General features: G+C 60.9%; 10 protein-coding genes. 7 read left to right on the top strand and 3 right to left on the bottom strand.

The features are described 5' to 3' along the window. Window positions 1-3 precede the first annotated feature (3 nt). The 7 genes from A6D6_RS00775 to gdhA all read left to right on the top strand — a co-directional run bounded on the left by A6D6_RS00775 (window position 4) and on the right by gdhA (window position 10367). Complete coding sequence (locus tag A6D6_RS00775; RefSeq protein WP_159659660.1) at window positions 4-480, top strand: MaoC family dehydratase; 477 nt, start codon at window positions 4-6, stop codon at window positions 478-480. Window positions 481-585: 105 nt separating this feature from the next. Next, a complete protein-coding gene (locus A6D6_RS00780; protein WP_159659661.1) occupies window positions 586-1968 on the top strand; it encodes a class II fumarate hydratase in 1383 nt (460 codons plus the stop codon). A gap of 207 nt (window positions 1969-2175) precedes the next feature. Continuing rightward, on the top strand, window positions 2176-3810 hold the full coding sequence (locus A6D6_RS00785; RefSeq protein WP_133491127.1) for a fatty acid--CoA ligase: 1635 nt from the start codon (window positions 2176-2178) through the stop codon (window positions 3808-3810). 311 nt (window positions 3811-4121) lie between these two features. Beyond that, window positions 4122-5210 (top strand): efflux RND transporter periplasmic adaptor subunit, encoded by a 1089-nt coding sequence (locus tag A6D6_RS00790; protein ID WP_133491126.1) that lies wholly within the window; start codon window positions 4122-4124, stop codon window positions 5208-5210. After that, window positions 5210-8311 carry an efflux RND transporter permease subunit gene (locus A6D6_RS00795; protein ID WP_133491125.1) on the top strand — a complete coding sequence of 1034 codons (3102 nt, stop codon included), beginning with the start codon at window positions 5210-5212 and terminating at the stop codon, window positions 8309-8311. Before A6D6_RS00790 ends, A6D6_RS00795 begins: the two co-directional genes overlap by 1 nt. Before the next feature lie 40 nt (window positions 8312-8351). Then, window positions 8352-9014, top strand: coding sequence for a M48 family metallopeptidase (locus A6D6_RS00800; protein WP_022997383.1), 663 nt, complete (start codon window positions 8352-8354; stop codon window positions 9012-9014). Window positions 9015-9032: 18 nt separating this feature from the next. Beyond that, entirely contained in the window at window positions 9033-10367 is a 1335-nt protein-coding gene (gene gdhA / locus A6D6_RS00805) for an NADP-specific glutamate dehydrogenase (RefSeq protein WP_201303675.1), read from the top strand. 53 nt (window positions 10368-10420) lie between these two features. Here gdhA and A6D6_RS00810 read toward each other — a convergent pair whose 3' ends face one another. From A6D6_RS00810 to A6D6_RS00820, 3 genes are all read right to left on the bottom strand, one after another. Beyond that, on the bottom strand, window positions 10421-11518 hold the full coding sequence (locus A6D6_RS00810) for a glutathione S-transferase (RefSeq protein WP_159659662.1): 1098 nt from the start codon (window positions 11516-11518) through the stop codon (window positions 10421-10423). A 207-nt stretch (window positions 11519-11725) separates the two neighbouring features. After that, the gene (gene cspE / locus A6D6_RS00815; protein WP_014996745.1) at window positions 11726-11929 is read right to left on the bottom strand and encodes a transcription antiterminator/RNA stability regulator CspE; all 204 of its coding nucleotides are present in this window, start codon (window positions 11927-11929) and stop codon (window positions 11726-11728) included. Between the two features lie 228 nt (window positions 11930-12157). Then, window positions 12158-13531 carry a WS/DGAT/MGAT family O-acyltransferase gene (locus tag A6D6_RS00820; RefSeq protein WP_133491121.1) on the bottom strand — a complete coding sequence of 458 codons (1374 nt, stop codon included), beginning with the start codon at window positions 13529-13531 and terminating at the stop codon, window positions 12158-12160. Window positions 13532-13674 lie beyond the last annotated feature (143 nt).

Consider the following 13674-nt stretch of genomic DNA (forward strand, 5'->3'; position numbering starts at 1 on the left):
ACGATGACAATAACGAACTTCAGCAAGCCCCAGGACGACCGCTATTTTGAAGATTACCTGGTGGGCACGACCTATGATCTGGGCTCCATTGACGTGGAGGAGGAAGAGGTCCTTTCCTTTGCCCGCCGTTTCGACCCCCAGAAGATGCACACGGATCCCGAGGCCGCCGCCGCCGGCCCGTTCCAGGGGCTGATCGCCAGCGGCTGGCACACCCTCAGCCTGATGATGCGACTGATGGTGGATAACTATGTTTCCACCGTGGCGGGGCTGGCCTCTCCCGGAGTGGATGAGGTGCGCTGGCACAAACCGGTACGTCCCGGTGATCGATTGTCCATGCGGGCGACGGTTCTGGAGGCGCGCCCGTCCCGTTCCAAGCCGGATAGGGGCCTCATCTATTCATTGATGGAAGGCGTCAATCAGCATGGTGAAGTGGTGGCCAGCTTCAAGGGCATGGGGTTGATTCTGAAGCGGCCGGCTTGATGCGGTATCGAACATGACTATGGCCGGAATCGCCGGCGCCACCCTGGACGTCCAACCGGGCCTTGCCGATACTGAGGTTTCACTTCCCGGCTGAGGAGAACGGTCATGAGTGACACACGGGTGGAGAAGGATTCCCTGGGCGAAGTGGCGGTGCCAAAGACGGCGTTGTGGGGCGCGCAGACCCAGCGCGCGGTGAATAATTTTCCGATCAGTGGACGTCGGTTGCCGCCCCGGTTCATTCAGGCCGTGGCCCGGATCAAACACTGCGCGGCGTCGGTGAATGTGGATCTGGCGCTGCTGTCCGAGGAGCGGGGCAATGCGATCCGTTCGGTCTGCGAAGCACTGATCCGTGGTGAGCACGCCGACCAGTTCCCGGTGGACGTGTTCCAGACCGGTTCCGGTACCAGCACCAATATGAACGTCAACGAGGTGGTGGCCCATCTGTGCCAGACCCGCGGCGTCGACGTGCATCCCAACGATCACGTCAACCTTGGACAGAGCAGCAATGACACCATCCCCACCGCCATTCATGTCTCCTCGGCGATCGCCGTCAACGAACAGTTGATGCCAGCCCTTGAGCATTTGATCACCACGCTGGGGTCGAAAGCCGGGGAAGGCAGGGATCTGGTCAAAACCGGCCGTACTCACCTGATGGACGCCATGCCGGTGACGGTGGAACAGGAGTTGCGCACCTGGGTGCTGCAACTGCAGGCCGCCAGCCAGCGCCTGGCCGGCGCCCGGGAGGAGCTGCATGCGCTGCCGCAGGGCGGTACCGCGGTCGGGACCGGTATCAATGCTCATGCCGAATTCGCGGAACGCTTTGTTGATGTGCTGTCCGATGAAACCGGGCATCCCTTTACCGCCATGCCGTATCCGGCCGTGGCGCAGAGTGCCGTGGATGCGCCACTGGCGCTGTCATCGGCGTTGCGGAGTCTGGCGGTGGTGTTGATGAAGATCAGCAATGACCTGCGCTGGATGAACTCTGGTCCGATTCACGGCTTGGCGGAAATTCAGCTCCCGGCCACCCAGCCGGGATCGTCGATCATGCCGGGGAAGGTCAACCCGGTGATCTGTGAGTCCGCCACCATGGTCGCCGCGCAGGTGATGGGGCTGGATCAGGCCAATACGGTGGCGGCGCAGAGCGGTAATTTTCAACTCAATGTCATGTTGCCGTTGGTGGCCGCCAATCTCCTGGATATGCTGGAGTGGCTGTCCAACAGTTGCCGTAATCTGGCGGATCAGGCCATCGCCGGCATGACTTACAATCGTGAGCATCTGGCCGAGGGAGTGGAACGGAATCCGATCCTGGTCACGGCCCTGAACCCCGTCATTGGCTACGAGAAGGCAGCGGCCATAGCCAAACAAGCGTTCGCCAGTGGCCGGCCGGTGATCGACGTCGCCGCCGAGCAGACCGATCTGTCGGTGGAGGAACTCACTGCCTTGCTCGATCCGCTCAAACTGACTCACCCGGCGGCCTCTGACTCTTGAGTCAGTCGCCGGTCGTGACCTCGACGATCAGCTGTGACAGGCTTGGCGCCGGGCTTTTGTGACCACCGTCCCTGGCGGTCACCCTCCGGGCCGTTGCCAAGGCAACGTCAACAATTGCTCCCGGCGATTGTTCCTGGGGAAGCTAGGCGTGGCGCCTATATTCCGGATTCGCCACTGTCACAATAAAAACGTGGAGAGTAGTAACCGATGAGCAACGATCTGACCATCCAGCGTACCGCGGAAGCCGTGGAGTCGCCGCTCTTGATCAACAGTATCCTGGAGGCCGGCGTTCGCAACGCTCCCAATCAGGAAATCGTCTACGCCGATCAGCGGCGGATGACCTATCGGGAAATGGGGGAGAGGGTTGCTCGTCTCGCCAGCGCTTTGCAGCAACAAGGGGTGAAGCCCGGTGACACCGTGGCGGTGATGGACTGGGACACCCATCGCTATCTGGAAGCGTTCTTCGCCGTACCGATGATGGGCGCGGTCCTGCATACCGTGAACGTGCGTCTGAGTCCGGAGCAGATTCTCTACACCATCAACCACGCCGAGGATGACGTGGTTCTGGTGAACCGGGAGTTTTTGCCTGTGCTGGACCAGATCAAGGACCGCATCGAGACGGTCAAGACTTACATCCTGCTGGATGATGAAGGCGGCGACACCGATACCACCATTGATCTGGCCGGAGAGTACGAGGCGCTGGTGGCCCAGGCTTCCGCCCAATTCGATTTCCCGGAGCTGGACGAGAACACCCGCGCCACCACGTTCTACACCACGGGCACCACCGGCCTGCCCAAAGGAGTGTATTTCTCCCACCGGCAGCTGGTATTGCACACCTTTGCCGGTCGTGCCGCTCTGACGGGCACCGGTCATGGTCGTTTCAACCAGAACGACGTCTACATGCCGATCACGCCGATGTTCCACGTGCATGCCTGGGGCGTCCCCTTTGTCGCCACGCTGTTGGGGGTCAAGCAGGTCTACCCGGGTCGTTATGTACCGGAAACCCTGCTCAAACTGCTGATCACTGAAAAGGTGACCTTCTCCCACTGCGTGCCCACCATCATCCAGATGCTGCTGCAATCCGAGGCGGTGAAAAGCATTGATCTGAGTGGCTGGAAAGTGATCATCGGCGGTTCCGCGTTGCCCAAGCCGCTGGCCAAAAGCGCCCTGGAGCGCGGCATCGACATCTACAGCGGTTATGGCATGAGCGAGACCTGTCCTCTGATCTCCCTCGCTCTGTTGACGCCGGAACTGGAACAGGCGGATCTGGAAACCCAGGCGGATTACCGCACCCGCACCGGCCGTCCGGTACCCATGGTGCAATGGCGCATCGTCGATGGTGACATGAACGATGTGCCCCATGATGGCAAGGCTCAGGGCGAACTGGTGTTGCGCGCCCCCTGGCTGACCCAGGGTTACCTGAAGGATGAGTCCAACTCCCGGGAGCTGTGGCGCGGCGGCTGGATGCACACCGGGGATATTGGTGTGATCGATGCCGATGGCTGGCTGAAAATCACCGACCGCATCAAGGACGTGATCAAAACCGGTGGTGAATGGGTCTCTTCCCTGGATCTGGAAAGCCTGATTCTTCAGCACGACGCCGTGCGTGAGTGCGCCGTGGTGGGCGTGCCGGACGAAAAATGGGGTGAGCGCCCGGTGGCGCTGGTGGTCAAGGGCACCGAGGTGGAAGCACGGACGATCATCGATATGGTGGCGGATTACGCGGAAAAAGGTGTGATCAGCCGCTATGGCATTCCAGATCGAGTGGTGTTCGTGGAGGAGCTGCCGCGCACCTCCGTGGGTAAACTGGACAAGAAGAAGATGCGCGCGGAACTGGTCTGATCCCCTGGCCGGCGGGGTCCTCCCGCCGGCTTTCCCTTTTCCCTGTCATATAATGACTGCACAATGCAGTGTCATACTCCGTGGTCTTTTGTATCGAATGTAAGTGCTCCTGAACCCCGAACGGGTTCCCGGGTCCGATCCACGGAGTAACGCTCAAGCCCTGGAAGGCCAAGAGCAGCCATTACGGAATACAGAACAATCCTTCCTTACCGGCCTGTAGCAGAGCCGGTACCTTCGGTTGCCTGATCTTTTTATGGGCGCCGGCCCGGTTGCGGTTCCCACCGTGACGGTGTAGTTGCTCGGAGAACAAGATGGTGCGTGTGGGCGCCTTTGTGGTGGTGATCGTGGTGGCAGCGGTGGCGCTGTTCTGGTGGTGGCGGGCTGAAGAGCCAGTGACGGCGGGGACCCGGCCGGCGACTACGGTCAATGTAATTGCGGCTCTGGTACGTCCTCTGACGGAAAAGGTGGAGGTGGTGGGCAATGCCCGTGCTACCCGGGCCGTGGTGCTGTCCGCTGAAGTCGAGGGCCGGGTAATGCAGCTGCATTTCCGGGAAGGGCAGGCCGTTGACGCCGGTGACCTGCTGGTGGAGTTGGATGACCGCCAGGCGAAAGGCGAGCGCGACCGGTTGCGCGCCGAATACCAGCGGGCGCTGTCCGATTATCAGCGTGCTTCCCGCCTGATCAACAGCCGCGCTATTTCCCAGGCCGAGGTGGACAATCTGAAGAATGGCATGGAGGCGGCCCAGGCGGCCTTGCGGGTAGCACGGGCGACCCACGAAAAGCATCAGATTCGCGCGCCCTTCGAAGGCGTGGTCGGGTTGCGCCAGGTTGACCCCGGAGCCTATCTGCAACCCGGCACACCGGTGGTCACCCTGGACAGCGTGCGTAATCTGGAGGTGACCTTCGAGGTGCCGGAGCGGTATCTGGCCCGGGTGAAGCCTGGGCTGGTGCTGATGGTGTCCAGCGACAGCTACCCGGAACGCCTTTTCCAGGGCAAGGTCACGCTGCTGGATTCCCGCGTCAATGCCGCCAGCCGGACGCTGTCGGTAAAAGGCAGCCTGGACAACAGTGACGGTCTGTTGCGACCAGGGCAGTTGCTGCAGATCGATATCCTGCTCAGTCAGCATCAGGCCCTGCTGGTTCCGGAACAGGCGATTGTCGCCCAGGGCGCGCAGAACTTCGTGTTCGTGGTGGCTGAGGACGACACCGCTCTGCGGTTGCCGGTGGAGCTGGGCGGGCGCCGGGATGGCTGGGTTGAAGTGGTACAGGGACTCAGCGATGACGACGCGGTGATCGTTAACGGGCACAGCCGGCTTGGCAGCGGCGCGCCGGTGAAAGTGGTCGAGGATGAGGGGGCGCTGCTGCCGGCCCAGCGGGTTCTGATGGAGACCAGTGCCTGATGATCCTCAGCGATGTCTCCATCAAGCGCCCGGTGTTCGCCACCGTGATCAGTTTGCTGATCGTGGTGTTTGGCATCAGCGCCCTGATGAAACTGCCAGTGCGGGAATATCCGGACATCGATCCCCCCGAGGTGTCGGTGGCGGTGGAATACCCGGGAGCGGCGCCGGAGGTCATTGATACCCAGATCATCCAGGTCATCGAAGGGGCCATCGCGGGCGTGGAAGGGGTCCGCCGCATTGAATCCCGTTCCCGCCGGGGTTCCGCCCGCACCTCGGTGGAGTTCAACCTGGACCGGGATCTGGATGTCGCCGCCAACGATGTCCGCGACGCGGTGTCGCGGGTGCTCAATCGTTTGCCGGAGGAAGCGGAAGCACCGGTTATCGCCAAGACCGACGCTGATGCCCGGCCCATCATGTGGGTCACACTCAGTAGCGACAGTCTGGCGCCGCAGGAACTGACCGATTTCGCTGAACGCTCGCTGGTGGACCGTTTCGCCGTTCTGGGTGGGGTGTCCGAAGTCATTATCGGCGGTGAGCGTCGCTATGCCATGCGGGTATGGCTGGATCGCCAGCGCATGGCCGCCAACGATGTCACCGTCACCGACATCTATAACGCTTTGCGCGCCAACAACGTGGAATTACCGGCCGGCCGCCTGGATTCCGACAGCCGCAGTTTTACCGTTCGCGCCGACAGCCGGCTCGGCTCGGTGGAAGAGTTCAACCACATGGTGGTGCACCGCCAGGGTGATTATCTGTTGCGGTTGGGGGATGTGGCGCGGGTGGCGCTGGGCGTGGAGAACGACGACACCGTGTTGCGCGCCAACGGCAAGACCGCCATTGGGCTCGGGGTGGTGCGCCAATCCAAGGCCAACACGGTGACCGTTTCCAACAATGTCCGCGAAGAAATCGAGGCGGTCCGCAATAACCTGCCCGATGACATCCGCCTGGACGTGAATCACGACGAATCCCTGTTTATCCGCGCGTCCATCAAGGAAGTGCTGGTGACCCTGGCGATGAGCGTGACGCTGGTGATCCTGGTCATTTTTGTTTTCCTGGGCAATCTGCGCGCCACACTGATCCCGGCGGTCACGATTCCGGTATCCATCGTGGGAGCGTTCATTGGTCTGGGGATTCTCGGATTTTCCATCAACGTGCTGACGTTGCTGGCGCTGATTCTGGCCATCGGTCTGGTGGTGGACGATGCCATCGTCATGCTCGAGAACATCCAGAGGCGTATCGACGAAGGTGAAAGTCGTCTGGTGGCCGCTTTTTTGGGGGCTCGGCAGGTGGCCTTCGCGGTCATCGCCACCACCGCCACTCTGGTGGCGGTCTTTGTACCGATCTCTTTCATGGGGGGCGATGTCGGACGTCTGTTTGGCGAGTTCGGTTTTACCCTGGCGGTGGCGGTGATCATTTCCAGCATAGTGGCGTTGTCCCTGGCTCCGATGCTGTGCTCCCGCTGGTTGCACGCGCACACCCCTGAGCAGGAAAAGCAGGAACAGAACAACCTGCTCAACCGGGCGCTGAATGGACTCAACCAGGCCTACGGGACGAGATTGGCTAAGACTCTGCGGCGACCCGCTCCCATTGTGGTGATCTCGGTGCTGATCTGCGTGGCCGCGGGGGGGGTATTCAGCCAGCTGTCCCGGGAACTGGCCCCCACCGAGGATCGGGGTGTGTTCATCGTGTCGGCGAACGCCCCCCAGGGATCCAGTACCGCATACGCCAGTCACCATATTCAGAAAGTGGAGGAAAGGCTGCTTCCTTTGATCGAGGACGGGGTGGCGGTTCGGGTGTTATCCATTGTCGGTTTTCGCGGGCAGACCGAGCGTGGTTTCAGCATCGTGCGTCTGGAGCAGTGGGAAGATCGGGACCGGAGACAGCAAGACATCGTTAACGACATTCGCGGCGAAGTCACCACCGTGCCCGGTCTGCGCGTATTTGCCGTTAATCCACCGGGATTGGGGCAAAGCGGTTTCGATCAGGAGCTGGAGGTGGTGATCGGGGGGCAGGATTACGAATCCGTGGTGGGCTGGAGCGAGACCCTGCGCGCCGCCATGGCCGCCAATCCTCAACTGTTGAGCGTGGACACGGATTACGAGGAAACCCAGCCCCAGATTGAAGTGGTGATCAATCGGGACCGGGCCGCGGACTTCGGCATTTCCGCCGCCGAAGTGGGCCAGACCCTGCAAGCCATGTTCGCCACCCTGACCGCGTCGACCTATATCGATCGTGGCCGCGAGTACGACGTCCTGCTGGAAGCGCGGGAACAGGATGCGCGTATTCCGGATGACGTTAACGCGGTCTATGTTCGCACCGCCGCTGGCGCTCTGGTTCCGCTGTCCGCTCTGGTGGAGCTGCGCACCCTGGGGGCGGCGCCGGAGCTGAGAAGGCTGGACCGTCTGCCGGCGGTGACGTTGTCGGCGAATCTGGCCCCCGGCTATGATCTGGGCAGCGCGCTGGATTTCATCGAACGGACCGTTCAGGAAAGCCTGCCGCTGGAAGCGCGCCTGAGCTATAAAGGTGTGGCCCAGGAATTCACCGAGGCTTCCGCGGCAATCCTGATCACGTTCCTGCTGGCTCTGGTGATCGTCTTCCTGGTATTGGCGGCGCAATTCGAAAGCTGGATCCATCCGCTGATCATTATGCTGACGGTGCCCCTGGCGATCGCCGGCGCCATTCTGGCGTTGCGTGTGACCGGCAACAGCCTGAATATCTACAGTCAGATCGGTATGGTGATGCTGGTGGGACTGATGGCCAAGAATGGTATTCTTATCGTCGAATTCGCCAATCAGCTGCGCGACCAGGGGCTGGCGGTACGTGAGGCGGTCTATCAAGGTGCTATTCTACGCTTCCGGCCCGTATTGATGACGGGTATTTCCACCATCTTTGGCGCGGTCCCCCTGGTGCTGGCCACCGGTGCCGGAGCGGAAAGCCGCATGACCATAGGGGTGGTGATTCTCGGTGGCCTGTTGTTCGCCACTGTGCTGACCCTGTTCATTATTCCCGTGCTCTATCTGTGGCTGGCCCCCTACGCCCGCCCGGCGGACGCGGTGGCTCAGCAGCTGGCGTCGCAAATGCGGCGGGAAACGGATCGCTGATCCGGCCCCGTCCCGCACCGGATATCTCCAGGTAACCCGCATGGATTATCAACTGGTTCGCTCCAAGCGACGTACACTGGCTTTACGAGTGGCGGCCGATGGCCAGGTCGAAGTCCGCGCGCCGTTACGTCTCGGCCGCCGGCACATCGATGACTTCGTGCACGAACACCGGGACTGGATCCGGCGCCAGCAGGCCTATTGGCGCGCCCGGCCTCGCCAGCATTGGCGGGAAGGTGATACCGTGCCGCACCTGGGCCGCCCGGTGCGGTTGCGGGTTACCCATGCGGCCAGACCCCGGGTGGAGCTGGAAGGGGATATTCTGACCGTGGCGGTGCCGCCGCCGGCGTTGGAGGAGACGGTCAGGGAAGCCGTGGAAGCCTGGTGGCGGCGACAGGCGCGCGACCAGTTCCAGCACAGTATCGAACGGCAATTCCACTGGTTTGCGGCCCGTGGCCATGAATTGCCGGTATTGAGGATCAAGAAAATGCGCACTCGCTGGGGATCTTTGTCCCAGCGGGGGTACATCAACCTGAACCTGGCGCTGATGCGCTACGACCTTGAGGTGATCGATTACGTGGTAATGCACGAACTTTGTCACTTGGAGTACGCCCATCATGGACCGCAATTCCATGACCTGATGGATAGACGCATGCCGGACTGGCGGCGTCGAAAACAACGATTGGATCAAGTATTGCCTGAATAAAAGGAGACGGCTTTGACTATAGACATCGATACCCTGATCAATGGACTGCGGGAAAAAGATCCCCATCAAACCTACTTCCACCAGGCGGCCGGTGGTCTGCTTGAAGGGCTGGCGCCGTTCCTGCGGAACCAGCCCCGCTACGCGGATCCGAGTTTGTTTGCGCGCCTGCTGGAGCCGGAGCGGGTGATCATTTTCCGTGTACCCTGGGTGGATGATCAGGGGAGGGTGCAGGTGAACCGTGGCTTCCGTGTGCAAATGAACGGTTCTCTCGGCCCTTATAAAGGCGGATTGCGCTTCCATCCGTCGGTGAATCTCGATGTCCTGCGTTTCCTGGCTCTGGAACAGACCATCAAGAATGCATTAACCGACCTGCCCCTGGGATCCGGTAAAGGGGGGGCGGATTTTGATCCCCATGGCCGTTCCGATGGCGAGATCATGCGATTCTGTCAGGCCTTTATGGCGGAACTGTTCGATCATATCGGTTCCGACGTCGACGTCCCGGCCGGAGATATTGGTGTCGGAGCCCGGGAAATCGGCTACTTGTTTGGTATGTACCGGAAACTGAACCGCTCCCACGACAGCGGTGCCATCACCGGCAAATCGCCGGTCTTCGGCGGCAGCCTGCTGCGCACCGAAGCCACCGGCTATGGGTTGGTGTATTTCCTTCAATACATGCTTCAGGAACAGCAAGAGTCCCTGGAGGGGCGGCGGATAGCGGTGTCCGGCGCTGGTAACGTGGCTCGCTACGCGGCGGAGAAAGCGTTGGCGGAAGGCGCCACGGTCATCACTTTGTCCGATTCCCGTGGTGCCTTGCATGCTCCCAACGGGCTGACTCAGGAACATCTGGAGACTCTTGATCGGCTCCAGGAGGAAGGTGGTCGTCTCCATCAACTGCCGGAACACCACGATGGTCTGACCTACGAAAGCGGCATCAAGCCCTGGCGGTTCCCCTGTGACATTGCCTTGCCCTGCGCCACCCAGAATGAACTGGATGAACAGGACGCCCGTGTTCTGGTGGAAAACGGCTGCCGCTGGGTGGCGGAGGGCGCCAATATGCCCACCACCACGGAGGCGATTGCCCATTTAGTGAGCCACGGTGTCGGTTACGGACCCGGCAAGGCCGCCAACGCCGGCGGTGTGGCGGTAAGCGGTCTGGAGATGAGTCAAAACAGCCTGCGTCATCCCTGGAGCCGTGAAGAAGTGGACCGGCGTTTGCACGACATCATGTCGCGCATCCACCATAAGTGCCTGGAATATGGTGGCCAGGGCAAGCGCCCGGATTATGTCCAGGGGGCCAGTGTGGCCGGCTTCGTGCGGGTGGCGGAGGCGATGCTGCGCCAGGGCGTGGTCTGATCCGCTAAAGGCAGGGCTGTCGCCGCTTGTACGGACGAGCGATTCGGCGGCCTTCAACTCCCGGCTGGTCGCACGGACAATTTGTCCCGGGCCAGTCTTGGCGGGTCTGGAAACTCAATCAAGGCGTCGGCGCCAATCGAACGTAAAAAGGCATCGGCCTGTTCCCGGGCCGCCGGCTCCATTCCCTTCAGGTGATCGCGAATCCGCTGCACCATCCACAGACTGTAGGGGCGCAGGATTCTTTCTCCGTGGCGGCCTTCCAGTTCAAACCCGTGCTTCCCGAGGGTTCGGGGCAGAGGCTCGCCGGGATGTTCCACCATCCAGGCGCTGACCTTGCCGGCGGCGTCCACCAAAGGCGGCAACTGTTCCCGGGCCATACGGCGCAGAACCGGCAGCAGCGTGGCGGGAATGTCATCGCCGTCGTCCAGCGGCTGCCTCAATCGCCGTGGCTGAAACTGCAGCTCCTCCACCCAGCGTGTCACGTTCGGCGCCAGCCCACGCATTAGCTTGCCAGGTGTGGGATCGCGGTAGAGATGGGCATAGAGCGGGCCAATCAGACCAAAGTCGGCCATGGTGGCCTGGTCCCCAAGCAGCGCCGGTGACGAGGCGAAATGGGCATCCAGCTCCGCCAGTAGCGCTTCATAGGCACTTTCCACCGCGGCCATCATGTCCGGCGTGGCGCCCAATAGTGATGCGGCGTTGGAGAAAGGCGTGGCCAGCTTGCTACCAATTTTGTACTGTTCTTCGGCGGAGGCCCGGGGCGCGTTGAGAGCGCCGAATTCTCCCATTGCCCATTCGCGATCATAGTGCCAGCGGTAGTGCATGGCCGGAATCACCAGCCATTCATCCCCGTAGGTTTCCAGCATCAGAGCGACCAGCTTGCGAATCGGAGTGGCGGGATAGACGGAAGGCGGGCTGGTGGCGCGGTCCTGGTCCAGGGTATCAATGATGACTGTGGTGTCTTGCAGGATCTCGCCGCTTTGGGTGCGCAGTACCGGAATCACCGGCACGCCCACGGACGGGAGAATGATCTGTCTGTAAACGTCGGCACTGGCGATCACTTCCTCGAACGGAAGATCCGCCCAGCGCAGGTAGGCGCGGACTTTGCCAGTGAAGTAGCTGACTTCACCGCCATACAGGGTAATCGTCATGGTCTCTGTCCGGCTTTGTCGATTGTCGTTGTTATACAGAGGGGCGTGGCAGGGCCGTCAAGTTGCCGCGGCGGACAGGTTGTCCGGAGCAAAGGAGAGATTGGAAAACAAAAAAGAAGAATCCGACGGTCCGGCTTTTGCCGTCGCCTTGAGTCCTTAATATGAAAACCCCGCGCGAGGCGGGGCTTTCCAGCGTACTAAGAAGCCTTAGCCGGCTTCTACGTTAGCTGCCTGAGGACCTTTCGGGCCCTGCTGGATATCGAAGGAAACTTTCTGACCTTCAGCCAGGGTACGGAACCCGGAGCCTTGGATCGCGCTGAAGTGAACGAATACGTCCGCACCACCGTCGTCCTGGGAGATGAAACCGAACCCTTTGGACTCGTTGAACCATTTAACGGTACCAGTAGCCATGTGAATCTATACCTCAAAACTTTACATAGGGTTTTGCTTGCAAACCGGAGGAGGGTGTTCGGAGACTTCTCAGCTTCGCGCGGGGGAAGGCAACTACCAAAACAAACCACCACTGCCTGAATCTGCAGCCCTTCCGACTCTACTCCCCTTTTCCAGCCGGCACCACTGATTTTTTTGTAACCGTGATCCCAGGCGGGAAGGCGGTTGGCGGCGGCGCCATGTTGGTTTCTATTTGAAACCGGCGGCGATCTCCAGTTCTCGCACGGAATTTTCCAGATAATCCAGCAGGCGCTGCATGGAAGGCAGGGTCCGGCGGCAGGCGATCAGGCCGAATTCCAGCTGATCCTGATAGCTGGTCAAGGTGATATTGAGGGCGATCCGATCCAGTACCACCGATACCGGGTACATGCCGCGCAGGCGGGCGCCGTTCCAATACAACGGCTCCCGTGGCCCGGGGACATTGGAGATAATCACATTGAACGCGCGCCACTTTGGTGCAAGACCGGTGAGCAGGTTGAGACCGGTGGGGGCCATGCTCAAGGCGGTGAAATTGAGAATTTCCTCCGGGCTCATTTGAGCGAAGCGCCGTTTGGCGTCTTTTACCGAGGCCTGGACGATACGGAGGCGATTGGCCGGATCACACACATGGGTGCCCAGATTGGCCAGAATCAAGCCGATCTGATTGCCGCCCGCGCTGTCGTCCTTACGCAAGGAGAGTGGCACCATGGCGATCAGCGGCTGGTCCGGCAGGGCGTTCTGGCCGATCAGATATTCACGCAATGCATGGCCGCACATGCTCAATACCAGATCGTTGATGGTGCAATTGAAGGTGCCGGCCAGCTTGCGCAGACGTGACAAGGGAAAGCTTTGCGCGGCGAAACGACGGGAGCCGGTAATGCACTGATTCAGCATGGTGTCCGGCGCCTGAAAGATGGAAACGTAGTTCGGATCGGTCTTGGCTTTCTGGCTGACCTTGTACAGTTCCCGCGCCAGCGCCGGCACCGTGGCCACCTGCTTGCTCACACCGGCGGTCAGGCGTGCCAGGCTGCTCATGGCGTCCACCGGATTGCTGGGCAGAGAGCGTTGTTTTTTCTCGGGTTTATAGGCCCACACTGGCGGCAGGTCCCGCTCATGCGGATCCTTGGACAGCGCCCGCATGCCCATGCGCATAGCGGAGATACCATCGACCACGGAGTGGTGCACCTTGGTGTAGAGGGCAAACTGGCGTCCGCGAATCCCTTCGATCAGATGGGCCTCCCACAGCGGCCGTTCCCGGTCCAGCAGGTTGGAGTGTTCGGCGGACACCAGTGACAACAGTTCACGAATTCGGCCCGGTTTGGGCAGCGCCTCGTGGCGGAAGTGGTGATCGATGTCGAACTGCTTGTCCTCGGTCCAGAAATACTGGCCGAAACGGCGGGTCAGACGCTGATTGAACGGGGGCTCGGGGCAGCAATAGTCGCGGATCGACTGGGCCAGTTCGCTAACGTACTTGGGCCCGGCATCCTCGGGAAACGAGAACAACTGCAACCCGGCCACGTGCATGGGTTGCTGGCGCTTCTCCAGCCACAGAAAGAGCTGGTCCACGGGACTCAGTGATTTCATGCCATCCCCTTTTTGTTATGCCAGGGCCGTCTGAAGGCGCGGTGATACCACATGGAAACTCGGATCGTTACTAAAAAGATAGTGCCTTAAAACCCGTTATGGATGCGATGCCCAAACCAAAGCGATGTGATGCCCGGTGGGCC

Source organism: Alcanivorax xiamenensis, from assembly GCF_009846745.1.
GTDB classification, from domain to species: Bacteria; Pseudomonadota; Gammaproteobacteria; order Pseudomonadales; family Alcanivoracaceae; genus Alloalcanivorax; species Alloalcanivorax xiamenensis.

Bases quoted from the DNA above. Each gene is read 5' to 3' on its own strand.
- A6D6_RS00775 (WP_159659660.1), top strand. From the start codon at position 4: ATGACAATAACGAACTTCAGCAAGCCCCAGGACGACCGCTATTTTGAA.
- A6D6_RS00780 (WP_159659661.1), top strand. From the start codon at position 586: ATGAGTGACACACGGGTGGAGAAGGATTCCCTGGGCGAAGTGGCGGTG.
- A6D6_RS00785 (WP_133491127.1), top strand. From the start codon at position 2,176: ATGAGCAACGATCTGACCATCCAGCGTACCGCGGAAGCCGTGGAGTCG.
- A6D6_RS00790 (WP_133491126.1), top strand. From the start codon at position 4,122: ATGGTGCGTGTGGGCGCCTTTGTGGTGGTGATCGTGGTGGCAGCGGTG.
- A6D6_RS00795 (WP_133491125.1), top strand. From the start codon at position 5,210: ATGATCCTCAGCGATGTCTCCATCAAGCGCCCGGTGTTCGCCACCGTG.
- A6D6_RS00800 (WP_022997383.1), top strand. From the start codon at position 8,352: ATGGATTATCAACTGGTTCGCTCCAAGCGACGTACACTGGCTTTACGA.
- A6D6_RS00810 (WP_159659662.1), bottom strand. From the start codon at position 11,518: ATGACGATTACCCTGTATGGCGGTGAAGTCAGCTACTTCACTGGCAAA.
- cspE (WP_014996745.1), bottom strand. From the start codon at position 11,929: ATGGCTACTGGTACCGTTAAATGGTTCAACGAGTCCAAAGGGTTCGGT.
- A6D6_RS00820 (WP_133491121.1), bottom strand. From the start codon at position 13,531: ATGAAATCACTGAGTCCCGTGGACCAGCTCTTTCTGTGGCTGGAGAAG.